This is a genomic window from Cupriavidus sp. GA3-3, assembly GCF_000389805.1.
Taxonomy (GTDB): Bacteria; Pseudomonadota; Gammaproteobacteria; order Burkholderiales; family Burkholderiaceae; genus Cupriavidus; species Cupriavidus necator_D.
On sequence record NZ_KB944502.1, the window covers coordinates 213,274 to 235,373 of the forward strand.

Sequence of the window (22,100 nt, forward strand, 5' to 3'; positions counted from 1 at the left end):
CGTTTAAGAATTCGGGTCGAGGCCGCCGGCCTCACTCTCCCTCACCAAAGCGGTTGGCGATCAGCGCCAGCAGCGCGTCCATCGCCTCCTGCTCGTCGGGGCCGTCGGTCTCGAGGGTCACCGTCGAGCCGATCCCGGCGGCCAGCATCATGACGCCCATGATGCTCTTGGCGTCGACCTGGCGACCATTGCGGGACATCTTGACCTGGCTGACAAAGTTGCCGGCGAGCTGGGTCAGCTTGGCGGACGCGCGCGCATGCAGGCCGAGCTTATTGATGATGGTGGTGTCCCTCTGCAGCATATTTGTCGGGATGGTTTGCGGTTTGGTTCTGGACAGTCGTGGTGCCGACCTGCAGCACACCCTGCGAGCCGCCGGCCAGGGCCTTGGTGGCAAGCTGGTCGAGCTTTTCGCCGCGGTAGCAGATCGCGCGCACGAGCATGGGAAGGTTGACGCCGGCCAGCACCCGCACGCGGCCCGGCTCGGCCAGGCGTGCGGCGATATTGGCGGGGGTGGCGCCGAAGATATCGGTGAGGACCAGCGCGCCGTTGTCCTCGCAGATGGCCGCCAGCCGGCGCCTGGCCTCGGCCAGCACGACGGCGGGGTCGGCATCGGGAAGGACGTCGATGGATTCCAGCCGCTGCGGCTGGCCGCAGTAGACGTGGGCGGCGCAATCGCGCAGCGCCGAAGCCAGCGGGGTGTGCGCGATGATCAGAATGCCTGCCATGATGGTGAATCCGTTGGATTGCCCCGATTGTAGCAGGCGGCCCCCCGCGCTCCCGCTGCCGGCCAGGCTCAGCGCCCGGCCGCGTCCACGGCGTGCTCCAGCGCGTCGATGAACATCGCCGCGACATGGAAGCCGGTTTGCTGGGTGATCTCCTGGAAACAGGTCGGACTCGTCACATTGACCTCGGTCAGGTAGTCGCCGATGACGTCCAGGCCCACCAGCAGCAGGCCCTGCTCCCACAGCCCCGGCGCCAGGGCCTCGGCGATCTCGCGGTCGCGCGGGCTCAGTTCCTGCGCGCGGCCGGTGCCGCCGGCAGCCAGGTTGCCGCGCACCTCGCCGGCCATCGGCACGCGCGCCAGCGAATATGGCACCGGCACGCCGCCGATCAGCAGGATGCGCTTGTCGCCGTCCTTGATCGCCGGGATATAGCGCTGCACCATCAGCGTGCGGGCGCCGTCGTGGCCCAAAGTCTCGACGATCGCGGCCAGGTTCATGCCGTCCGCGCCGACGCGAAACACGCCCATGCCGCCCATGCCGTCGAGCGGCTTGACGATGATGTCGCGGTGCTCGGCGTGGAAGTCGCGGATGCGTGCCAGGTCGCGCGTGACCAGCGTCGGCGTGATGAATTCCGGGTACTGGGCAATCGCCAGCTTCTCGGAATGGTCGCGGATCGCGCGCGGCTTGTTGAACACGCGCGCGCCCTGCGCCTCGGCCAGCTCCAGCAGCCAGGTGCTGGTGACGTACTCCATGTCGAAGGGCGGGTCCTTGCGCATCAGCACCGCGTCGAATGCCGACAGCGGCTCCAGCGCGCTGTTGCCTTCGCGGTACCAGGCGTGGTCGTCGCCGGTCAGGTGCAGTCGCGTGGCCATGGTCTCGACCACACGGCCGGACAGGGTCAGTTGCGGCTGCAAGCACCAGTACAGCTCGTGGCCGCGCGCGGCGGCCTCGGTCATCATGGCGTAGGTGGAGTCCTTGTAGGTCTTGAAGGTCTCCAGCGGGTCAGTGATGAAGAGGATGCGCATGGGGCTCGTCACAGGATCGGGTTCGGGTCGGTTTTCTCGAGTTCCAGGGACGCCGCCAGCAGCGCCAATCGCGCCACCACGCCGTACATGTAGAACCGGTTAGGCACCGCCGCGCCGGGCTTGGCGTGGGAGTCGGGGATACCGTTGGGCGCAAACGCCAGCGGCACGAAATGCATGCCCGGCGCGTTCAGGTTCTCGTCGTTGCCGCGGCCCGTGTGCACGCGGTAGAAGCCGCCGACCACGTAGCGGTCGATCATGTACACCACCGGCTCGGCCACCGCTTCATTGATTTTCTCGAAGGTATGTACGCCTTCCTGGATGATGACGTCGCTGACCTCCAGGCCTTCCTTGACGACGCTCATCTTGTTGCGCTCCTTCCGGTTCAGGCCCTTGACCTCGGACGGATCGCGCACGGTCATGATGCCCATGCCGTAGGTGCCGGCATCGGCCTTGACCACCACGTACGGGGTTTCCTTGATGCCATACTCGCGGTACTTCTTGGCGATTTTCTTGAGCACGCCCTCGACCGCGTCGGCCAGTTCTTCCTCGCCCACGCGCTCGTGGAAGTCCACGCCGGAGCAGCGGGCGAAGTACGGGTTGACCATCCACTGGTCGATGTCGATCAGCTTGGCGAACTTCTTGGCCACCTCGTCATAGGCGGCAAAGTGGCTGCTCTTGCGGCGCGTGGACCAGCCGGCATGCAGCGGCGGCAGCAGGTACTGCTCGTTGATGTTTTCCAGGATCGGCGGGATGCCGGCCGACAGGTCGTTGTTCAGCAGGATCGAACAGGGGTCGAAGTCCTTCAGCCCCAGCCGGCGGCCCCTGGTGCCCAGGCGCGCGAGCGGCTCGACCACCAGGGTCTGGCCGTCCGGCAGCTCGATCGGGGTCGGTTCGGTGATTTCCTCGGAGAGCGAGCCCAGGCGCACGTTCAGGCCCGCCTGGCGCATGATCAGCGACAGCCGCGCCACGTTCTGCAGGTAGAACATGTTGCGGGTATGCCGCTCGGGGATCAGCAGCAGGTTCTTGGCGTCCGGGCAGATCTTCTCGATCGCCGCCATCGCCGCCTGCACCGCCAGCGGCAGCATTTCCGGGGCCAGGTTGTTGAATCCGCCCGGGAACAGGTTGGTGTCGACCGGCGCCAGCTTGAAGCCGGCGTTGCGCAGGTCCACCGAGCAATAGAACGGAGGGGTATGCTCCTGCCATTCCAGCCTGAACCAGCGCTCGATGGACGGCGTGGCGTCCAGGATTTTCTTTTCCAGTTCGAGCAGCGGACCGTTCAGCGCGGTGATGAGATGCGGGACCATATCCATCCTATAAATCGTCGTCTTAATCGTTCGCCCCGATTGTAGAGGAACGGCCAACCAGGCGCTGGCACACCCCTTATAAGGATATGCATGGCCGGGCCTGAGGGATAACGATATGGGGATGGGCGGCGCGAAATAAAGAGCCGGCCGCACCGGCAAAAAAAAAAGCGCGGCAATGCCGCGCTCTTAAATGGCCTGACAGATACGGGGAGCGTTCTGCAGGTGGAGGAAACTGCCTCACTGGCAATGTATGTGCCCCGCACATTAAAGACAATTGAAGCTTTTTAAGATCGGAGTTAAGCACTTTGCGAAAAGCCCGCGCAGCGCGCGGGGGAATCGCCAGCCAGCCCTTGCCGGCGCTCGGCTGGCGGATTTTGCGAGGAAGCTCGGAAGTCCCCCCGAAGCATTCGCGGCACGCGTTGTTCGGCCATGGCTGACCGCCAAATGTATGCAATCTCAGGCAATGCCGGAAAGAAAAAAGCCCGGCACGCGGCCGGGCGAAAACTCCTGAGAGAAGATTCCCAATCAGCTCTCCAGCACAACACTTTTGCGCTCAGACTTCATACGCGGTCTCGCCGTGCGAGGTGATATCCAGGCCCTCGCGTTCTTCGTCTTCCGGCACCCGCAGGCCGATCAGCATGTCCACCAGCTTGTAGGCCACGAAGGCGACCACGCCGGACCACACCACGGTGGTCAGCACGCCTTCGAACTGGATCCACAGCTGGCCGGCGATCGAGTAGTCGTCCGCCACCTTGTTGGCCACGTAGTCGTAGATGCCCGTGCCGCCGAGGCTGGGCGCGGCAAACACGCCGGTCAGCAGCGCACCCACGATGCCGCCCACGCCGTGCACGCCGAACACATCCAGCGAGTCGTCCATGCCCAGCATGCGCTTCAGGCCGGTCACTCCCCACAGGCACAGCAGGCCGGCGATCAGGCCCATCACGATCGAGCCCATCGGGCCGACAAAGCCGGCCGCCGGGGTGATCGCCACCAGGCCAGCCACCGCGCCCGAGGCGCCGCCCAGCATCGACGGCTTGCCCTTGCCGATCCACTCGCCGAAGGTCCACGCCAGCACTGCTGCGCAGGTGGCCAGCAGCGTGTTGACGAAGGCCAGCGCGGCCGAGCCGTTGGCTTCCAGCGCCGAGCCGGCGTTGAAGCCGAACCAGCCGAACCACAGCAGCGAGGCACCCACCATGGTGAAGGTCAGGCTGTGCGGACGGATCGCCTCACGGCCGAAGCCGATGCGCTTGCCGAACATGTAGGCGCCCACCAGGCCGGCCACGGCCGCGTTGATGTGCACCACGGTGCCGCCGGCGAAGTCGAGCGCGCCCTTCTGGAACAGCCAGCCCGACTTGGCGGTCGCGGCGGCGCCGGCAGCAGCGTCGGTGTAGGCGTCCGGACCCGGCCAGAACCAGACCATGTGGGCCATCGGGATGTAGGAGAAGGTGAACCACAGCACCACGAACACCAGCACGGCCGAGAACTTGGCGCGTTCGGCGAAGGCGCCGATGATCAGGCCGCAGGTGATGCAGGCGAAGGCGCACTGGAAGGCGAAGTAGCCCAGTTCCGGCACCACCACGCCCTTGCTGAAGGTGGCGGCCACGGCCTCGACCGTCAGCCCCTTCATGAAGAGCCGGTCGGTGCCGCCGAAGAAGGCGTTGCCCTCGGTGAAGGCAAAGCTGTAGCCATAGATCGCCCACAGCAGCGCCACCAGCGAGAAGATCACCAGGCACTGCATCAGCACCGACAGCATGTTCTTGGAGCGCACCAGGCCGCCGTAGAACAGCGCCAGGCCGGGCAGCGTCATCAGGATCACGAAGGCGGTCGAGACCAGCAGCCAGGCGGTGTCGCCCTTGTTGGGCACCGGTGCGGCCGGCGCGGCGGCCGCTTCCGCGGGGGCGGCGGCCGGTGCGGCCGCGGCGGCAGCGGGAGCAGCCGGCGCCGAAGCTTCGGCAGCGGCTGCAGCGGGGGCGGCGGAGGCGGCCGGGGCAGATGCCTCGGCGGCCGGCTTGTCCTGTGCGGCGGCCGGCGTGGAGATGCCCACGCCCGCCGTGCCGATGGCCAGCGCCATCGCGCCGGCCGTCAGGAATCGCTTGAACCAGGTTTTCATGTGCTTAACCTCTTGTGATGTGCTGTCTCGGGTCACAGGGCATCGCCGCCGGTCTCGCCGGTGCGGATGCGGATGACCTGCTCGATCGGTGCCACGAAGATCTTGCCGTCGCCGATCTTGCCGGTGCGGGCCGATTTCTCGACCGCCTCGATGGCGCGCTCGACCACGTCGTCGGGCACCGCCACCTCGATCTTCACCTTGGGCAGGAAGTCGACGATGTATTCGGCGCCGCGGTACAGCTCGGTGTGGCCCTTCTGGCGGCCGAAGCCTTTCACTTCGGTCACGGTAATGCCGGACACGCCCACGTCCGACAGCGCTTCGCGCACTTCGTCGAGCTTGAACGGCTTGATGACTGCGATGATGAGTTTCATCCGATTTCTCCTCGGGGCAGGCCGGCGCTGCCTGCCCGGCCTGCGGCAATGATTAGAAAGTCTTGGTGATCGAGGCCCAGGCCGTGGCCTTGCCCAGGTAGCGGCCGCGGTTGGCGCTGGTGTAGGCCACTTCCTTGGCGTTGGTGTCGACATAGGCAACCGCCAGCGCGAAGCCCTTGCCCAGGTCCTTGGTCAGGCCGATCTTCCAGTCGGTGTACGAGGCGTCGCTGTTGTGCTTGACGTCCTGGTAGCCGACGTGCGCATTCAGGGTCAGGTCCCAGAAGTTCAGCGGCACGTTGGCGCTCAGGTCGATGTAGCCGCTGTTCTTGCTGTCGGCCCAGCCAAACAGGTTGGTGACCGAGTGCGAGTACTTCAGGAACACCGGGCCCCAGCCGATGCCGGCGTACAGCTCGGTGGTGTACGGGCGCGGGTTGTTGTAGCCGCCCGGGTAGTAGTACTCAAGCACGCCCAGGTCATAGCTGAACTCGGTGCCGGCAACCTTGAAGGTGTTCTTGAAGCCGCCGTAGAAATCCATCTCGACCGGGGCCGAGACCGCCGGGTTGGCATCCTCGAGCCAGCTGATGCTGGAGTTCCAGTTGCCCAGATAGAAGCCGCTTTCGTGGGCGTAGTCAAAGCCACCCTGGATGGCCGGGCGCAGGTTGGTCTGGCTGATGCCGCGATAGCGGTAGTCCGAGACCAGCGACACGTTGGCCGTGAACGTATGCGGCGATGCCGGCTCGGCAGCGGCGGCGGCCGGTGCCGGGGCCGCCGCGTCCGTGCTTTGCGCGTGGGCAGTGGCGGCGGCACTGGTCAGGACAAGCGCGCTGACTGCAAGGGCCAACTTCTTCATGGGTTTCTTCTCCTTTTTTCCTGAGGCTCGGATTTCGTTTCTTGGATTTCGGTGATTCAATGACGCTGGCGCACCAACTACTGCAACTGCCATGCCAGCTCTTCGGAAATCGGCGGCCCATGTTGGCCGTGATGGCGTGCCGTGACCAAAGCCAGACTTGAATCTGCCCTGCAGCGAAGCCAGATCAGGTTAAAAGGTGTGAACGCGGATGCGCCGGAGCTTTCGCCCACGTGCCTCACGGGCGATAATTGAGTCCTGACGGTGGCCGCGTGCGCGACACCCAGGCCGCGCGCCCGCAATCGGGGCGCCCAATTCCTGTGCGAAAGCGCGCTAAACGCCAGATGCCCACCCGGATTGGCACCAGTTAGGTGCGCAAAGGAGAAACCATGAAACCGACCGATCTCTTCAACGACCTGCAGAACAAGGTCAGCGAGGCGCTGCGCAACTCGCCGGCAAGGGACATCGAAAAGAACGTGCGCAGCATGATGACCCAGGGCTTTGCCAAGCTGGACCTGGTCACGCGCGAGGAATTCGACGTCCAGTCGCAGGTGCTGGCCCGCACCCGCGCCCGCCTGGAGGAACTGGAGGGCCGCGTGGCGGAGCTTGAGCGCCGCGCCGGCATCACGCCCGGCGCCGGCTCGGTGGACTCGACCGGGGGCGCGTGAGCACGCCGGTCCTGCCCGATCCAACCCGCCGCCTGAAGGCCGCCACTCCTGGCGGCCTTTTTCGTTAACAGTTCGATGACATGAGCCTTGCCGTCCTACGCAGCCGGGCACTGACCGGCATCGCCGCGCCGCCGGTGCGGGTCGAGACCCACCTCGCCAACGGCCTGCCGGCATTCACCATCGTCGGCCTGGCCGACACCGGCGTGCGCGAAAGCCGCGAGCGCGTGCGCGCCGCCATCCTCAACAGCGGTTACGAGTTCCCCAACCGCCGCATCACCGTCAACCTGGCCCCGGCCGACCTGCCCAAGGAATCCGGCCGCTTCGACCTGGCCATCGCGCTGGGCATCCTGGCCGCCAGCGGCCAGATCCCGTCCGAGGCACTGGATGCTCATGAGTTCGCCGCCGAGCTGTCCCTGTCCGGCGAACTGCGCCCCGTGCGCGGCGCGCTGGCCATGGCCATGGGCCTGGCACGCGACAACGCCGCCCGCGCCGCCGCCGGCGAGGCGCCGCGCGCCTTCCTGGTGGCCGCAGGCAATGGCGCCGAAGCCGCGCTGATCGAGGACCTGGCGGTGCATGCCGCCGCGACGCTGCGCCAGGCGTGCGACCATCTCTGCCCCCTGCCCGACGCGCGGCTGCCCCGCTCCATGCCGGCGTTGCTGCCCGCCGCCACGGACCGCGGCCCCGACATGCGCGACGTGCGCGGCCAGGCCCAGGCGCGCCGGGCCATGGAAGTGGCCGCCGCCGGCCAGCATTCCGCCCTGCTGGTGGGCCCGCCGGGCACCGGCAAGTCGATGCTGGCGCAGCGCCTGCCCGGGCTGCTGCCGCCGATGACGCTGCAGGAAGCACTGGAGTCCGCCGCGGTCATGAGCCTGACGCCGGGCGGCTTCCGCACCGCGCTATGGGGCCAGCGCCCGTTCCGGTCGCCGCACCATACGGCATCGGGGCCGGCCATGGTCGGCGGCGGCGGCAACCCGCGCCCGGGCGAGATCTCGCTGGCGCACCACGGCGTGCTGTTCCTGGACGAGCTGCCCGAATTCGACCGCAGGGTGCTGGAAGTCCTGCGCGAGCCGCTGGAATCCGGCCGCATCACCATCGCCCGCGCCGCCGGCCACGCCGACTTCCCCGCCTGCTTCCAGTTCGTCGCGGCGATGAACCCCTGCCCGTGCGGCTACCTCGGCCATCCCGACCGCCCCTGCCGCTGCACGCCCGACCAGGTGCGGCGCTACCAGTCCCGCATCTCCGGCCCGATGCTCGACCGCATCGACCTGCAGGTGGAAGTCCCAGCGCAGGACCAGGGCGAGATGCTCGACGGCCCGCCTGGCGAACCCAGCGCCGTGGTGCGCACCCGCGTGCTGGCCGCGCGCGAGCGCCAGCTGGCCCGGCAGGGCAAGCCCAACAATGAACTGGGCGGACGCGAGATCGAACAGCACTGCACGATGGAAGCACAGGCGCAGGCACTGCTGCGCGGCGCGATGACGCGGCTGGCGTGGTCGGCGCGGTCGTACTACCGCGTGCTGAAGGTGGCCCGCACCATCGCGGACCTGGAAGGTGCCGAGGTGCTGACCGCCACGCATGTGGGCGAGGCGATCCAGTACCGGCGGGCGTTGCGGATGGCGGGCGGTTGAATGCCTCGGCCTAAGCTACAAGCGAAGCCAGCGTCGCAGCCCGCGTTCGGTCAGCCGCATCACGCCTCCTCAGACCACTGCACGCCTTCGCGCGCCATGAACGCCGACGAAGCCGCCGGGCCCCAGGTGCCGGCGGTATAGGGGCGCGGGCCTTCGTCCTGCTGGCGCCACGCTTCCAGGATCGGGTCGACCCAGGTCCAGGCGGCCTGCAGTTCGTCGCGCCGCACGAACAGCGCCAGCCGTCCGCGTATCACGTCGAGCAGCAGGCGCTCGTAGGCTTCGGCGCGCCGGGTGGTGAAGGCCGAGTCCAGGTTCAGCGCCAGGCTCAGCGGCTTCAGCTTCATGCCCTCGCCTGGCTGCTTGACCATCAGCGTCAGCCGCACCGACTCTTCCGGCTGCAGCCGGATCACCATGCGGTTGGGCTGCAGCGTGCTGCCGGCATCGAAGATCGAATGCGGCACCTCGGCGAAGTTGATCACCACCTCGGTCACGCGCTCCTGCATGCGCTTGCCGGTGCGCAGATAGAACGGCACCTTGTTCCAGCGCCACGTGCCGAGCTCGGCGCGCATCGCGACGAAGGTCTCGGTGCGGCTGTCTGGCGGAATGCCTTCTTCCTGCAGATAGCCGCGCACCAGCTCGCCGGCGATGGCGCCCGCGGTGTACTGGCCGCGCACGGTATTGCGGCGTACGTCCTCGGGCGACATCGGCCGCAGCGAGCGCAGCACCTTGAGCTTTTCATCGCGCACCGCATCGGAGGTGAGCGCTGCCGGCGGCTCCATCGCCAGGATGCTGACCAGCTGCAGCAGGTGGTTCTGCACCATGTCGCGCATGGCGCCGGCCTCGTCGTAGAAGCCGCCGCGCGTGCCCACGCCCACGGTCTCGGCCACGGTGATCTGCACGCTGCGCACGAACGGCGTGCGCCACAGCGGCTCGAAGATCGAATTGCCGAAGCGCAGCGCCATCAGGTTCTGCACCGTTTCCTTGCCCAGGTAGTGGTCGATCCGGTAGGTGCGGTCCTCGCTGAAGTAGCGGCTGACCACCTCGCCGATGCCGATGGCCGAGGCCAGGTCCACGCCCAGCGGTTTTTCCAGCACCAGCCGGGTGTCGTTGGCGATCAGGCCATGGCTGGCAAGGTTGTCGCAGGTGGCCGCGAACAAGCCCGGCGGCATCGCCATGTAATAGATGCGCAGCGCCTCCTGGCGCAGTTGCGCGGCCAGCGCCGGATAGTCCCCGGACTGCGACGCGTCAACGTGCACGAAATCCAGCCGCTGCAGGAAGGTCTGCCATTTGGCCGGCTCGAGATAGCGCGCTTCGACAAAGGGTTGTGCGCTTTCATCGGCAAAATTGACAAAGGCCTCGCGGTCCCAGCGGTGCCGGCCCACGCCGATGATGCGGGTGCCGTCGGGCAGGTTGCCGTCGCGGTGGCACATGTAGAGCGATGGCAGCAGCTTGCGTGCCGACAGGTCGCCGGCGCCGCCGAAGATGACGAGGTCCAGTGGCCGAGCGTCGGCAGTGCCGGAAGAAGAGGCGGTTCGGGTGGTTTGCATGACGGACTCCTTGCTTGCCGGGGCGGCATGGGGCGGTATTGGGGCGGTATGGGCCGGCTCAGCGCGTCTCGGTCACCTTGCGCAGGTACTGCGGCTGGTCGGGATTGCGGCCGCGTGCCAGCGCCAGCGCCTGCGCCGCGACATAGAAGCCCTGGATGGCGCAGACCGGATCGAGCAGCGGATGGCCGGCCGGCACCAGCGGCAACTCCAGGGGCAGCTCCGCATCAACCGTGCCAGGAGGCGCCGCCAGCAGCACGCGCGCACCGCGCTTGCGCATCTCGGCGGCCAGCGCCAGCAGTCCCGCCTGTTCCGGTCCGCGCGGCGCGAACACCAGCAGCGGGTAGCCGTCGCCGATGATTTCCATCGGGCCATGCCGCACTTCGGCGCCGGAGAAAGCCTCGGCCTGGATGCCGGAGGTCTCCTTGAGCTTGAGCGCCGCTTCCTGCGCGATCGCCAGGCCCGCGCCGCGGCCCAGCACGATCATGCGCTCGACGTCGCGCAGCGCTGGCACCAGCGCCGACCAGTCCTGCGCGGCCGCTTGCGCCAGCGCGGCCGGCAAGCCTGCGCAGGCATCGACCAGTTCGTGCTCGCCGCTGCGTGCGGCCTCGAGATGCCCCACCAGCAGCGCCGACATCGACAGCATGGCGATATAGCTCTTGGTCGCGGCCACGCTCTGCTCGGGGCCGGCAAGCAGGGGCAGTTCATGCGCGCACGCCTGCGCCAGCGGCGAATCGGGCGCGTTGACCAGCGCCACGGTGGCGGCGCCGCGGTCGCGCAGCGCTTGCATGGTCTCGACCAGGTCGGGGCTGCGGCCCGACTGCGAGAACGCCACCGCCAGCTGCCCGGCCACGCGCAGCGCGCTGTCGTGCAGCGTCACCGTCGACATCGGCAGCGAGGCCACCGGGACGCCCAGCCGGCGCGTGACCAGCGTGGCGAAGTAGCTGGCGGCATGGTCCGAGCTGCCGCGCGCCACGGTCAGCGCCGCGGGCCAGGCCTGCGCGGCGAGTTGCGCAGCCAGCGCGGCCACGCGCGGCGCCTGCGCCAACTGCGCGGCCACCACGGCCGGCGCGCTCAGCGCCTCTTCAAGCATTCTCGACACAGCATTCTCCTTCGACATAAACGGTGCGCACCAAGAGCGCGCGGTCCAGCACGACCGCGTCGGCCCAGCAGCCCTGTGCCAGCATGCCGCGGTCGGACATGCCCAGGTACTGGGCCGGATACAGCGAAACGCGCCGCGACGCATCGGCGAGGTCCAGCCCGATCGACACGAAGTTGCGCAGCGCCTGGTCCATGGTCAGCACGCTGCCGGCCAGCGTGCCATCGGCCAGGCGCACGCTGCCGTGGACCTTGTAGACGGTCTGGCTGCCCAGGTGGTACACGCCGTCCGGCATGCCCGCGGCGGCGGTGGCGTCCGTCACCGCATACAGCCGCGGAATCGCGCGCAGCGCGGCGCGGATCGCGCCCGGATGAACGTGCAGCAGGTCGGGGATCAGCTCGGCAAACTCGGCATGGGCCAGCGCTGCCGCCACCATGCCGGGCGCGCGGTGCTGCAGCGGGGTCATCGCGTTGAACAGGTGGGTGAAGCCGCTGGCGCCGGCATCCAGCGCGGCCACCGCGTCCTCATAGGTGCCCAGCGTGTGGCCCAGCTGCACGCGCACGCCGCGCGCGACCAGCAGGCGGATGATGTCCAGATGCCCCGGCAGTTCGGGCGCCAGCGTCACCACCTTCAGCGGCGCGGCGCCGAGGTACTGCTCCAGTTCTTCCGGCGTGGCAGTGGCCGAGGTATCGGGCTGCGCGCCCAGCTTGCCGGGGTTGATATACGGCCCTTCCAGGTGCACGCCCAGCATGCGCGCCGCGCCGGGCGGGCGCTGCGCGCAGGCGCGGTTCAGCGCCTGCAGTGCGGGCAGCAGCACGTCGTGCGGCGAGGTCATGGTGCTGCCCAGCAGGCTGGTGGTGCCAAAGCGCACATGCGCGCGCAGGATCACCGGCACCGCGGCCTCGCCATCCATGAAGTCCTTGCCGCCGCCGCCGTGGTTGAGCAGGTCGACAAACCCCGGCAGCACGTACGGGGCATCGTTGTGCTCAGGCGAGGCGGGCACGCCCTCGATGCGCGCGATGCGTCCGTCCGGGCCGGCATGGATCTCTCCGAAGATCCAGCCGGCCGGCGTCAGGATGTTTCCTTTCATGGCAATACTCTCCAATACATTCAGATCACCGGCCAGCCACCGTCAGAACAGGTGGATGATGCCGGCATAGGCGCCCTGCTGGTTCGCCCCGGCGCCCGGCATGGTGTCCGGCGACGCCTCCACCGAGAAGGTGGCATTGCGCGAGTTGAACACCGACGCCACCGTGCCATACAGCGAGGTGCGCTTCGACAAGTCATACTTTGCGCCCAGTGTGACAAGCGTGCCATGCCCGCCGCCATTGTTCAGGGTGGCGTAGTAGACGCCGGACAGCAGCGTCAGCGCCGGCAGCAGGCGGTAGTTGGCGCCGACCCATGCCATCTGGCTGCGCGTGGCGGCGTAGGGGTTCTCCGGCGTGGCCACGGTATCGCCCGAGGACACGGTCAGGTTATAGCCGGCGAACAGGCGCAGGTTGTTCAGCGCATAGCTGCCACCGAGCGTGTACTGGCGCGAGTTGACATACAGGTTGTCCATGCGGCCCTGCGTGTCGCGCAGTTCCTCGTAGATGCCGGTCAGGCTCAGGTTGCCCTGCGCGTACTTGACGGCCGCGCTCAACTGCTTGCCGCTGTTAAAGCTGCCCGCCACGCCGTCGCTGCCGGCCTGCGCGCGCACACTCAGCCCGCCCCACACCGGCGAGTTGTAGGTCACGGCATTGGTGCGCGAGCCCCAGTTGCGGCCATAGACCAGCGTCGCGACCGAGCTGGCCTGCAGGCCCATCGGGTCGATCGCGCCGCTCTCGTCGTCGGTCAGGCTCATGGCCCGGCCCAGCAGCAGCGTGCCCCAGTCGTTACTGGCCAGGCCCACTTGCGCGCGCCGGTTGAACAGCGGATCGGAGCGCCCGGTGCCGGAGGTGATCATGCCCTCCAGGTTGAAGACCCCGCGCAGGCCGCCGCCAAGGTCTTCTGCGCCGCGCATGCCCCAGAAGCTGACGCCGTACTGGTTGCTGCCGAAGCGGAAGGTGTCCACGTCGCCGCCCGGGCGGGCGATGCCGTTGACATAGTCGAGGCCGGCCACGGCGCGGCCATACAAGGTGATGCCGGTGCCGGCGGACTGGGCGCAGGCGCCCCCGGCCGACGCTGCGAGCAGCGCCGTCAGTGCAATGCGTTTCACGATCAATGACTCCTGGATAAGCAGACGGTATCCACCGGCGCGGCTGTCGTCGCGGCCGTCGTTGTTGTTGCCGATGGGGAAGGTCGACCGCAGCCGCACGGCTGCGGCGGCGGGGGTCAGGTGGGCATGGCCTGCAGGGCGCGCTCGAAGGCGGCAGCGTGTCCGTCTGCCGCATGGCCGAAGGCGATATGGGCGGTGTCATCGCCGATCCACATCAGCTGGCTGCCCGCAAGGTGGTCGGCGCGCACCCGGGCGCGCTCGCGCACCACCACGCGCAGCCGCGTCAGTGCCACCACGCCGACCGAGGCGATATTGGCGGCGCCGCCCAGCGCATCGATCCACCAGGCGGGATCGAAAGCACCGGCAGCCGGCACGGACGCCTGGGTAGCAACGGCGGGCGCAGCAGCCACCACGGCCGTGGCCTGCGGCGCCTGCTGCAGCACCGCGCGGATATCACCGGCAACCTGCTCGGCCTGCGGCCCGATCACCACCTGCACCACATTGGGCGGGCGCTTGAGCACGCCGCGTACGCCCAGTGCCTTGAGCCGCGGCTCGGACACCGCGCCGATGTCGGCCACGTTCAGCCGCAGACGCGTGGTGCAGGCATCGACCACGACCAGGTTGGCAGGGCCGCCCAGCGCTTCGACATACTGTTGCGCCACGCTGCCCGCGGCCGGCTGCGCGGCACCGCCGGCGGCCGCCACGGGCACCACTTCATCGCGGCCCGGCGTCAGCAGGTTGAAGCGGCGGATAAAGAAGCGGAACAGCCCGTAATAGACCAGCGCATAGGCCAGCCCCAGCGGAATCGCCAGCCAGCCGCGGCTGGACAGCCCGTAGCCCAGCACATAGTCGATCGCGCCGGCCGAGAAGGTGAAGCCCAGCCGGATATCGAGCGCATGGCACAGCGCCATCGACAGGCCGGTCATCAGCGCATGCAGGCCGTACAGCACCGGCGCCAGGAACATGAAGCTGAACTCGATCGGCTCGGTGATGCCGGTCAGGAACGAGGTCAGTGCCATCGAGAACAGCATGCCGCCAACCAGCGCGCGCCGCGCCGGCGGCGTCTCGTGGTACATCGCCAGGCAGGCCGCGGGCAGGCCGAACATCATCACCGGGAAAAAGCCGGTCATGAACAGGCCTGCGCCGGGGTCGCCGGCAAAGTAGCGGTGCAGGTCGCCCGATACCGCCGTCCCCGTGGCCGGATCGGCGTAGTTGCCGAACACGAACCACGCCAGGGTATTGATCAGGTGGTGCAGCCCGGTGACCAGCAGCAGCCGGTTCAGCAGCCCGAACACCAAGGCGCCGGCCGAGCCCGCCGTGGTCAGCCACGCGCCGGCCGCGTTGATGCCGGCCTGCACCGGCGCCCACGCATAGGCCAGCACGATGCCCAGCAGCAGGCAGCACAGCGCGGTGACGATGGGAACGAAGCGCTTGCCGGAAAAGAAGCCCAGATAGGGTGGCAGCGCGACATTGCGATAGCGATTGTAGAGCCCACCCGCCACCGCGCCGGCGACGATGCCGGCCAGCACGCCCATGTCGAGCGATTTGTCGATGGTCTTCAGCACCGTGGTCAGCACCAGGTAGCCGATGGTGCCGGCCAGTGCCGCCGCGCCGTTGTTGTCGCGCGCAAAGCCCACCGCCACGCCGATCGCGAACAGCAGGGCCAGGTTGGCAAAGACCGCATTGCCGGCCTCGGCCATCAGCTTGATGTCGAATACGTCGGGCTGGCCCAGGCGCAGCAGCAGGCCGGCCACGGGCAGCACGGCAATCGGCAGCATCAGCGTGGCGCCCAGGCGTTGCACCCTGGGCAGCAGGTCCATCTTCATTGGCGTTCTCCGAATCTGTGCGCGCGTGGCGCGTATTGGGTTGTGGTCGACCGGCGCTTATGCCGGCCAGTAGCGGCGGCACGCGTCGCGCACCGCGGCGGCTGACGGCAGCCGCAGCAATTCGCCTGCGCGCTGCCGGCAATCGGCATGCGAGAGCGCGCGCACGCGCGCCTTGACGCCCGGCACCAGCCCGGCGTCGACTGACAACTCGGTCACGCCCAGCCCGACCAGCACCGGCACGGCCAGCGGGTCGCCCGCCAGCGCGCCGCACACGCCTACCCAGCGCCCGTGGCGCGCGGCGCCCTCGGTGGTGGCGGCGATCATGCGCAGCACCGCGGGATGCAGGCCATCCATGCGTGCCGCCAGCTCCGGCTGGCAGCGGTCAATGGCCAGGGTGTACTGGGTCAGGTCGTTGGTGCCGATCGAGAAGAAATCGGCGTGCTCGGCCAGCTGGTCGGCCAGCAGCGCGGCGGAAGGGACTTCGATCATCACGCCGACCTCGATCTCGGGATCGGTACCGGCTTCGGCCGCCAGCGCACGGATGCGTTCGCGCCAGGCCAGCAGTTCGCCGACCTCGCTGACCATCGGCAGCAGGATGCGCAGCGGCCCGCTCGCGCGCACTGCAAGCAGGCCGCGCAGCTGGTCGTCCAGCAGTTGCGGGCGCACCTGCGCCAGGCGCACGCCGCGCAGGCCCAGGGCGGGGTTGTCTTCGGCAGGCAGGTGCAGCCAGGCGGCGTCCTTGTCGGCGCCGATATCAAGCGTGCGCACGATCGCGCTGCGGCCCTGCAGGGCATCGGCAATGGCCTGGCAGCTGGCGGTGTGGTCCGCCGCCGCGGGGGCTGCGTCGCCGTGCAGGAACAGCAGTTCGGTGCGCAGCAAGCCGACCGCGTCAGCACCATGCGCCACGGCATTGCGGGCGTCGTCGAGGCTGCCGATATTCGCGGCCACCTCAATAGGCACGCCGTCGCGGGTGCTGGCCGCGGCGTGCGCGGCGCGCAGGTCGGCCTCGCGCTGCTGCGCGCGCAGCCTGACGGCGCTGGCGGCGGCGGCCAGCAAATGCGCATCGGGGCAGGCGTGCAGGCGGGCGCTGTCGCCGTCGGCGATTACCGGCGTGCCGTCCTGCAGGCGCTCCAGCGCGCTGCCCAGAGCCACCAGGCAAGGGATGCCGAGCTGACGCGCGATGATGGCCGCGTGCGAGGTCGGGCCGCCGCGCGCCATCACCAGTGCGGCAACCCGGGTGCGGTCCAGTCCGGTCAGGTCGGACGGCGTGAATTCCCCGGCGGCCAGCACGATGACATCGCCGTCGGCGGCCGGTGCGGGCAGCTGGACCGGGACACTGCCTGCCGGGGCAAGCGCACGCAGCACGCGCTTGCCCAGGTCCAGCAGGTCGGCAGCGCGTTCGGCCATGCGGCGGTCGGCCATCGCGGACAGCATGGCGGCTTCGGCCCGGGTGGCCTCGCGCCAGGCAAAGCCCGCGCTCTTGCCGGCGGCGATCATGGTCTCGGCCGCGGCCTGCAGGGCCGGGTCTTCCAGCAGCGCGCGATGCATGGCGAAGATGCCGGCCTCGGCGCCGGCGCGGCGTGCGGTGGCGGCTTCGCTCTCATGCGCCAGCTGGGCGTCGATGGCCGCCAGCGCGGCGCGCAGGGCCTCGCGCTCGGCAGCAATGCCCTGGCCGGCCTCGGCCGGCTCCGGCGTGGTCTCGCGCCACCAGTGCAGCGTGCCGATCGCGATGCCGGGGGCGGCAGCCACGCCGGGGATGCCATCCGCCGGCAGGCCGGCGCCCGGCCCAGGCTGCGCAATCGGTGCGGCCACCGTGGGCACGGGTTCTTCTTCGCCCACGCCGGCGCGCTGCAGTTCGTATGCGACCGCATCGAGCGCGGCACCGGCATCGCGGCCGGTCGCCACCAGCTCGACCGCGGCGCCCTCGTCGGCGGCCAGGCCCAGCAGCGCCACCAGGCTGGCCAGGCTCGCCTGCCGGCCGCCGTAGTGCAATGCGACGGCGGCGTCCAGGCCGCGCGCGGCTTCGCGCGCCCGTGCCGCGGGCCGCGCGTGCAAGCCGCCAGGGCAGGCCAGCGTGACCGTGCGCCGCTGTTCGGCTGCGCTCGCGTGGTCTTCCTGCGCGGGCGCCGCGGCACCCGCGGCACGCACCTGCAGCAGCACCGTGCGGCCCGCCTCGGCCTGCGCCGCGCCGGTCCTGCCGGCGACCGTGAAGGCATCGCCATTGGCGATTGCCATCACCGTCACCAGGCTCGACGCCTGCTGCGCGACACGGTCGACATCGAAACGGATCAGCGCATCCCCCTGGCGCACGGCAGCGCCCTGCGCCACGCAAGGCGCAAAGCCTTCGCCGCGCAGCGACACCGTATCGATGCCGACATGGAGCAGCACCTGCGCCCCGCACGGAGCCTGCAGCGTCAGGGCGTGGCCGGTGGCGGCCAGGTGGACGATGGTGCCGTCGCAAGGCGCCACCAGCGTGTCGCTCAGGGGGTCGATGGCCAGGCCGTCGCCGAACATGCCGTCGGCAAAGACCGGGTCCGGCACGGCCGCGAGGGGAAGCAGCACTCCGCTCACCGGAGCCCGCAGCAACAGGGTTTCGCTCGTCTCAGCCATTTTGCTTCCAGAAGTCGCGGCGGCCGGTGCAGAAATGCGACAGCGCCAGGGTCAGGCGAAAGATAGACGGCAACCGACAATAAAAATACCAGTGAAAACCACTACGACAATATTGTATCTAAGTGGCATCTTTATTGAGGCAAGGCAAAACAGTCCTTGGATGGTCCTCACATTCGCCTTAATCACCATAACCCACGGAGATAGGTAAGATTTTTCCAAATCACAGCAGCATTTTCCGACGCCATAATCAGCAGAACCATTTCAATACCAATTGACGTAAAGCGAAGCGATGGCGATGTTATCGCCCAGATGACGCGATGCCGCCCCATGGACGTAAAATGTCCTAAAGTGGTATCATCACCTCCACACTCTGGTACCTACGAGGATTCGCAATGGATCAACGGCTGCAGGCTCTCAAGCCGGACGAAGCGGAGGCGACGCCGATCTACCTGCAAGTGGCGCGCAGGCTGGCCGCGGCGATCCAGGCCGGCCAATGGCGGGTTGGCGACGCGCTGCCGTCCGAGCGCACGCTGGTGGATTCACTGGAGATTTCACGCGTCACGGCGCGGCGCGCGCTGCAGGTGCTGGCAGAGGAAGGCGCGATCACGCGCAGCCGCGGCGCGGGCACCTTTGTCGCGCCGCGCCCTGAGCAGAAGGCGGCGCGGCTGGACAACTTCAGCGAGCTGGCGCGCCGGCGCGGCATGACGCCGGCCAGCGAACTGGTGGCGTTCGAACGCCGCCGCGCCACGCCCCAGGAGGCTGCGGCGCTGGCGCTGCAGGAAGGGGAAGAGATTGTCAGCCTGACCCGCCTGCGCAAGGCCGACGGGCAGGTCTTCTGGATGGATGTCACCACGCTGGCACTGGCCGTGCTGCCCGACGCCAGCGCCATCGGCGAATCGCTGTACGCCTACCTGGAGCGGATCGGCAAGCCGGTGCTGCGCGTCACCGAAAGGCTGCGCGCGATCGTCGCCGGCGAAGCACTGGCCGCGCGCCTGCAGATCGCGCCCGGCGAGCCGCTGCTGCATATCCTGCGCACCGGCTACACCCATGGCGACCAGCCGGTCGAACTGACCGACGGCTACTGCCTGAACGATTTCTACGAGCTGAAGCAGTAGTGCCCGGCACGCCCGGCGACCGGCGGCTCGACCGGGGGCGGGGTCGGATCTTCCTCTGGCGGCAACGGCAAGTCCGGGGGGATGCCCGGCGGCCCGGGCTCTTCGACCGGGGGCACGGTATGGCGCGGCTGCAGGCGCGCACCGGCGTGGGGGTTCGGCAAGGCGGGCATGCGGGGTCTCCGTGGCCGGGTTTCCTCCTCATTGAAGCAAACCCGGCCGGTGCGCGCCAGTATTGATGCAGACGCCGCTCAGGCGTGTTGCCGGCGCACGAAGAACAGCGCCGCGCCCACCGCCATCAGCACGCTGCCAAAGAAGCGGTTCTGCCAGCGCACCGCGCGCGCATTACGGAACAGCCCCTGCATGCGCGACGCCAGCAGCGCATAGCCATGCATCACCACCAGGTCCACGCAGCACATGGTGGCCGCCAGGATCGCCAGCTGCAGCGCAAGCGGCCGGTTGGGATCGATGAACTGCGGCAGCACCGCGACCATGAAGATGATGCCCTTGGGGTTGGTCACATTGGTCAGCAGGCCGGTGGCAAAGCGCCGGCGCCGGCTCATCACCGCTACGCGCACGGGGGCGGTGCTGCCACCCTGGTCCGCCCCGCTCTCCACCTGCGCGCGCCATTGCTGCACGCCGAGGTAGATCAGGTACAGCGCGCCTATCGTCTTGACCACCATGAAGGCCTGCTCCGAGGCCAGCAGCAGTGCGCCCAGGCCGCCGCCCGCCACCAGCAGCACGATCACCAGCCCGGCCTGCAGGCCAAAGATGGTGGTGGTGGTCCTGCGCAGCCCGTACGAGAGCCCATGGCTCATCGACAGCACCGCGCCCGACCCCGGCGACACGGCGATCACCCAGCACGCGGCGAAAAAAGCCAACCATACTTCCCAACGCATCCCACTCTCCTTTGACGACAACCATGCCGGGGCCACGCTCCCGCAGCCACGGCACCAACAATCTTTCCTGCGACGCGGCGCGTCAGAACGGGTGGAAGCCGCCCAGGAACTGCTCCACCTGCTCGGCCTGGCGCGCGTCGCGCGCGGCATCGCCCGATTCCAGCACCACCGCCTGGTACGCGCGCGTACCCACCGCCACCAGGCGCGCCGTCAGCCGGCGCGGCGACTGGTCCTGCGGCGACACCCCGCTGGCCTGCACTTCCACGCCGGCAAGCGGGCGGCCCGGACGGTCGGCGCTCATCACGGTGACGGGCCGCGCGCGCGGCTCGCCCGACGGCGTGCCGAGGTTGGCCAGCAGGCCGGCCTGCATCGCCGCCAGCGCCTCGCGCCGCAGCGCTTCGTCATCGGCGGGCAGCGTCACCACGCCCACGGCGAACAGCGTGTCGTCGACGCGCGCAGCTTCCATCGTCATCGGCAGCTTGCGCCCGGCAATGGTCACGTCGCGCGCGGCGCTGGTGGGCTTGCCCGGATAGAGCGCGGCGTAGGCGCCCTCGCCGGACTGGATGGTGCGCCAGTCATAGCGCGGTGAACAGGCGCACAGGGCGAATGCCAGCACGGCGGCACAGCACAGCAGCGGGCGGCGGACAGCGGCAGGAAAGCTCGGCGGGGGCGGCACAAGACGCATCGGGAATCCATGGGGGACGGCGCGCGCAGGCTGCGGGCGGCGCTGGCGGACGCCATCGCCTGCGGGCGGAAACCGGTATTATCCCGAAAGCGGCGCTCCAGTGCTTGCTGCGCCGCTCCCGCTCCCGCTACCGCCCTGCCCCCCACGTTCCAGCCATGCCTGCCGCCCTCATTGCCCGCCACGCCTTCGCCATAGCCAGCCTGCGCTGGGTGGCCGCGGGTGCGTTGCTGGCAGCCGCGGCCGGCATGCCCGCAGCCGCCGCCAGCCCCGCCCACCTGCCCCCGGCCACCGACCTGGCCGCCCACGGCACCGAGGCCGCTCGCCGCGGCGAGCCGCTGGTGGTACTGGTGTCGATGCCGGGCTGCAGCTATTGCGATGCCGTGCGCAGCAACTACCTGGGCCCGCAGGCCGCCGCCGGCGAGATTGCCGTGCGCGAGCTCGACATGACCGCCGACACCCCGCTGCGCGATGCCGACGGCAGCCTGACCACCGCGCGCGCGTGGGCCCGGGCGCACCAGGTGCGGGTGGCGCCCACGGTGCTGTTCCTGGACCGCCAGGGCCGCGCCGCCGCCGGCCCGCTGCGCGGCATGCAGCCGGATTTCTACGGCGCCTACCTGGAACAGGCGCTGGACCAGGCACGCGCCGCCGTCCGGCGCTGAATCGATCGGGACGCTTGCGGCGGATTGCCGCAGCCCGGCCCCGCGCAGCGCGCGAACGCCTGCGGCATTAGAATGTCCCATTGCTGACCGAACCTGCCTGACCCGGATTCCATGACCACTGCTGCCCCTGCCACCAAATCCTCCCGCAAGCCCTGGCCCATCGTCGCGGCCGTGGTCGTGCTCGCGCTGCTGGGCTGGTTCGGCTACCGCGCGCTGGCGCCGGCCAATACGGCCCCGGCGGCCACCTTCACGCTGCTGTCGGGCGAGAAGGTCAGCACCGCCGACCTCAAGGGCAAGGTCTACATGATCAACTTCTGGGCCACCAGCTGCGCCACCTGCGTCAAGGAAATGCCTGACATGGTCCGCACCTATGAGCAGTTCAAGGGCAAGGGGCTGGAATTCGTCGCCGTGGCGATGAACTACGACCCGCCCATGTATGTAATGAACTACGCCAGGACGCGCGGCCTGCCGTTCAAGGTGGCGATGGATTCCGACGGCACCGCGGCCAGGGCCTTCGGCAATGTGCAGCTGACGCCGACCACCTTCGTGGTCGACAAGGACGGCCGCATCCTGAAGCGCTATGTGGGCGAGCCCGAGTGGGATGCGCTGCACAAGCTGCTGGATGGCGCGCTGGCAAAGTCCGCGTAACGCTCCCGCGGCAACCGCAGCGAAAAGGTGCTCATCGAGCACCTTTTTCTGTTTTTACGCACGATCGCCAGGGCAGCAGGTTGCGCGACATCCCTGTATGGATATACAGTTGGCGCCAGCCTTTTTCTGAGTTTTCCGAGCCTTCCCCG

The 22,100-nt window shown here is 68.9% G+C and carries 21 protein-coding genes; 5 read left to right on the forward strand and 16 right to left on the reverse strand.

Annotation, left to right across the window (positions count from 1 at the left end):
• Positions 1 to 31 precede the first annotated feature (31 nt).
• From C265_RS26495 to C265_RS26525, 7 genes are all read right to left on the reverse strand, one after another.
• Positions 32 to 301, reverse strand: coding sequence for an HPr family phosphocarrier protein (locus C265_RS26495; protein WP_010814838.1), 270 nt, complete (start codon positions 299 to 301; stop codon positions 32 to 34).
• The gene (locus C265_RS26500; RefSeq protein ID WP_010814839.1) at positions 270 to 725 is read right to left on the reverse strand and encodes a PTS sugar transporter subunit IIA; all 456 of its coding nucleotides are present in this window, start codon (positions 723 to 725) and stop codon (positions 270 to 272) included. The genes C265_RS26495 and C265_RS26500 overlap by 32 nt, the downstream gene beginning before the upstream one ends.
• 68 nt (positions 726 to 793) lie before the next feature.
• On the reverse strand, positions 794 to 1,747 hold the full coding sequence (gene gshB / locus C265_RS26505) for a glutathione synthase (RefSeq protein WP_010814840.1): 954 nt from the start codon (positions 1,745 to 1,747) through the stop codon (positions 794 to 796).
• 8 nt (positions 1,748 to 1,755) lie between these two features.
• Positions 1,756 to 3,051 (reverse strand): glutamate--cysteine ligase, encoded by a 1,296-nt coding sequence (gene gshA, locus C265_RS26510; protein WP_010814841.1) that lies wholly within the window; start codon positions 3,049 to 3,051, stop codon positions 1,756 to 1,758.
• Between the two features lie 553 nt (positions 3,052 to 3,604).
• The gene (amt, locus tag C265_RS26515; RefSeq protein WP_010814842.1) at positions 3,605 to 5,161 is read right to left on the reverse strand and encodes an ammonium transporter; all 1,557 of its coding nucleotides are present in this window, start codon (positions 5,159 to 5,161) and stop codon (positions 3,605 to 3,607) included.
• 32 nt (positions 5,162 to 5,193) lie between these two features.
• On the reverse strand, positions 5,194 to 5,532 hold the full coding sequence (locus tag C265_RS26520; protein WP_010814843.1) for a P-II family nitrogen regulator: 339 nt from the start codon (positions 5,530 to 5,532) through the stop codon (positions 5,194 to 5,196).
• Positions 5,533 to 5,584: 52 nt separating this feature from the next.
• A complete protein-coding gene (locus C265_RS26525; protein WP_010814844.1) occupies positions 5,585 to 6,382 on the reverse strand; it encodes a TorF family putative porin in 798 nt (265 codons plus the stop codon).
• A gap of 386 nt (positions 6,383 to 6,768) precedes the next feature.
• Between C265_RS26525 and C265_RS26530 the strand changes: the two genes are divergently transcribed.
• Positions 6,769 to 7,047: an accessory factor UbiK family protein gene (locus tag C265_RS26530; protein WP_010814845.1), complete on the forward strand. Its 279-nt coding sequence runs from the start codon at positions 6,769 to 6,771 to the stop codon at positions 7,045 to 7,047.
• 80 nt (positions 7,048 to 7,127) lie between these two features.
• Complete coding sequence (locus C265_RS26535) at positions 7,128 to 8,672, forward strand: YifB family Mg chelatase-like AAA ATPase (RefSeq protein ID WP_010814846.1); 1,545 nt, start codon at positions 7,128 to 7,130, stop codon at positions 8,670 to 8,672.
• Positions 8,673 to 8,731: 59 nt separating this feature from the next.
• On the opposite strand, the gene zwf is transcribed toward C265_RS26535, so the two are convergent.
• From zwf to ptsP, 6 genes are all read right to left on the reverse strand, one after another.
• Complete coding sequence (zwf, locus tag C265_RS26540; RefSeq protein WP_010814847.1) at positions 8,732 to 10,219, reverse strand: glucose-6-phosphate dehydrogenase; 1,488 nt, start codon at positions 10,217 to 10,219, stop codon at positions 8,732 to 8,734.
• Between the two features lie 58 nt (positions 10,220 to 10,277).
• Positions 10,278 to 11,309 (reverse strand): SIS domain-containing protein, encoded by a 1,032-nt coding sequence (locus C265_RS26545; RefSeq protein WP_010814848.1) that lies wholly within the window; start codon positions 11,307 to 11,309, stop codon positions 10,278 to 10,280.
• A complete protein-coding gene (nagA, locus tag C265_RS26550; RefSeq protein WP_010814849.1) occupies positions 11,302 to 12,405 on the reverse strand; it encodes an N-acetylglucosamine-6-phosphate deacetylase in 1,104 nt (367 codons plus the stop codon). Before nagA ends, C265_RS26545 begins: the two co-directional genes overlap by 8 nt.
• A gap of 42 nt (positions 12,406 to 12,447) precedes the next feature.
• Positions 12,448 to 13,512 (reverse strand): porin, encoded by a 1,065-nt coding sequence (locus tag C265_RS26555; RefSeq protein ID WP_011614456.1) that lies wholly within the window; start codon positions 13,510 to 13,512, stop codon positions 12,448 to 12,450.
• A gap of 116 nt (positions 13,513 to 13,628) precedes the next feature.
• The gene (gene nagE / locus C265_RS26560; protein ID WP_010814851.1) at positions 13,629 to 15,338 is read right to left on the reverse strand and encodes an N-acetylglucosamine-specific PTS transporter subunit IIBC; all 1,710 of its coding nucleotides are present in this window, start codon (positions 15,336 to 15,338) and stop codon (positions 13,629 to 13,631) included.
• Between the two features lie 57 nt (positions 15,339 to 15,395).
• Positions 15,396 to 17,948, reverse strand: coding sequence for a phosphoenolpyruvate--protein phosphotransferase (gene ptsP, locus C265_RS26565; protein ID WP_010814852.1), 2,553 nt, complete (start codon positions 17,946 to 17,948; stop codon positions 15,396 to 15,398).
• A 392-nt stretch (positions 17,949 to 18,340) separates the two neighbouring features.
• Here ptsP and C265_RS26570 point away from each other — a divergent pair, with 392 nt between their 5' ends.
• Positions 18,341 to 19,063, forward strand: coding sequence for a GntR family transcriptional regulator (locus C265_RS26570; RefSeq protein ID WP_010814853.1), 723 nt, complete (start codon positions 18,341 to 18,343; stop codon positions 19,061 to 19,063).
• Here the strand turns inward: C265_RS26570 and C265_RS31860 are convergent.
• The 3 genes from C265_RS31860 to C265_RS26580 all read right to left on the reverse strand — a co-directional run bounded on the left by C265_RS31860 (position 19,045) and on the right by C265_RS26580 (position 20,644).
• The gene (locus C265_RS31860; protein ID WP_081050386.1) at positions 19,045 to 19,233 is read right to left on the reverse strand and encodes a hypothetical protein; all 189 of its coding nucleotides are present in this window, start codon (positions 19,231 to 19,233) and stop codon (positions 19,045 to 19,047) included. The two genes, C265_RS26570 and C265_RS31860, sit on opposite strands and share 19 nt — an antisense overlap.
• 78 nt (positions 19,234 to 19,311) lie before the next feature.
• On the reverse strand, positions 19,312 to 19,959 hold the full coding sequence (locus C265_RS26575; RefSeq protein ID WP_010814854.1) for a LysE family transporter: 648 nt from the start codon (positions 19,957 to 19,959) through the stop codon (positions 19,312 to 19,314).
• Positions 19,960 to 20,041: 82 nt separating this feature from the next.
• A complete protein-coding gene (locus C265_RS26580) occupies positions 20,042 to 20,644 on the reverse strand; it encodes a hypothetical protein (RefSeq protein WP_010814855.1) in 603 nt (200 codons plus the stop codon).
• A 155-nt stretch (positions 20,645 to 20,799) separates the two neighbouring features.
• Between C265_RS26580 and C265_RS26585 the strand changes: the two genes are divergently transcribed.
• Positions 20,800 to 21,303: a thioredoxin family protein gene (locus C265_RS26585; protein WP_010814856.1), complete on the forward strand. Its 504-nt coding sequence runs from the start codon at positions 20,800 to 20,802 to the stop codon at positions 21,301 to 21,303.
• Positions 21,304 to 21,414: 111 nt separating this feature from the next.
• Complete coding sequence (locus tag C265_RS26590; protein WP_010814857.1) at positions 21,415 to 21,951, forward strand: TlpA disulfide reductase family protein; 537 nt, start codon at positions 21,415 to 21,417, stop codon at positions 21,949 to 21,951.
• The last annotated feature ends 149 nt before the right edge of the window (positions 21,952 to 22,100 follow it).

Bases quoted from the DNA above. Each gene is read 5' to 3' on its own strand.
- C265_RS26495 (WP_010814838.1), bottom strand. From the start codon at position 301: ATGCTGCAGAGGGACACCACCATCATCAATAAGCTCGGCCTGCATGCG.
- C265_RS26500 (WP_010814839.1), bottom strand. From the start codon at position 725: ATGGCAGGCATTCTGATCATCGCGCACACCCCGCTGGCTTCGGCGCTG.
- gshB (WP_010814840.1), bottom strand. From the start codon at position 1,747: ATGCGCATCCTCTTCATCACTGACCCGCTGGAGACCTTCAAGACCTAC.
- gshA (WP_010814841.1), bottom strand. From the start codon at position 3,051: ATGGTCCCGCATCTCATCACCGCGCTGAACGGTCCGCTGCTCGAACTG.
- amt (WP_010814842.1), bottom strand. From the start codon at position 5,161: ATGAAAACCTGGTTCAAGCGATTCCTGACGGCCGGCGCGATGGCGCTG.
- C265_RS26520 (WP_010814843.1), bottom strand. From the start codon at position 5,532: ATGAAACTCATCATCGCAGTCATCAAGCCGTTCAAGCTCGACGAAGTG.
- C265_RS26525 (WP_010814844.1), bottom strand. From the start codon at position 6,382: ATGAAGAAGTTGGCCCTTGCAGTCAGCGCGCTTGTCCTGACCAGTGCC.
- C265_RS26530 (WP_010814845.1), top strand. From the start codon at position 6,769: ATGAAACCGACCGATCTCTTCAACGACCTGCAGAACAAGGTCAGCGAG.
- C265_RS26535 (WP_010814846.1), top strand. From the start codon at position 7,128: ATGAGCCTTGCCGTCCTACGCAGCCGGGCACTGACCGGCATCGCCGCG.
- zwf (WP_010814847.1), bottom strand. From the start codon at position 10,219: ATGCAAACCACCCGAACCGCCTCTTCTTCCGGCACTGCCGACGCTCGG.
- C265_RS26545 (WP_010814848.1), bottom strand. From the start codon at position 11,309: ATGCTTGAAGAGGCGCTGAGCGCGCCGGCCGTGGTGGCCGCGCAGTTG.
- nagA (WP_010814849.1), bottom strand. From the start codon at position 12,405: ATGAAAGGAAACATCCTGACGCCGGCCGGCTGGATCTTCGGAGAGATC.
- nagE (WP_010814851.1), bottom strand. From the start codon at position 15,338: ATGAAGATGGACCTGCTGCCCAGGGTGCAACGCCTGGGCGCCACGCTG.
- ptsP (WP_010814852.1), bottom strand. From the start codon at position 17,948: ATGGCTGAGACGAGCGAAACCCTGTTGCTGCGGGCTCCGGTGAGCGGA.
- C265_RS26570 (WP_010814853.1), top strand. From the start codon at position 18,341: ATGGATCAACGGCTGCAGGCTCTCAAGCCGGACGAAGCGGAGGCGACG.
- C265_RS31860 (WP_081050386.1), bottom strand. From the start codon at position 19,233: ATGCCCGCCTTGCCGAACCCCCACGCCGGTGCGCGCCTGCAGCCGCGC.
- C265_RS26575 (WP_010814854.1), bottom strand. From the start codon at position 19,959: ATGCGTTGGGAAGTATGGTTGGCTTTTTTCGCCGCGTGCTGGGTGATC.
- C265_RS26580 (WP_010814855.1), bottom strand. From the start codon at position 20,644: ATGCGTCTTGTGCCGCCCCCGCCGAGCTTTCCTGCCGCTGTCCGCCGC.
- C265_RS26585 (WP_010814856.1), top strand. From the start codon at position 20,800: ATGCCTGCCGCCCTCATTGCCCGCCACGCCTTCGCCATAGCCAGCCTG.
- C265_RS26590 (WP_010814857.1), top strand. From the start codon at position 21,415: ATGACCACTGCTGCCCCTGCCACCAAATCCTCCCGCAAGCCCTGGCCC.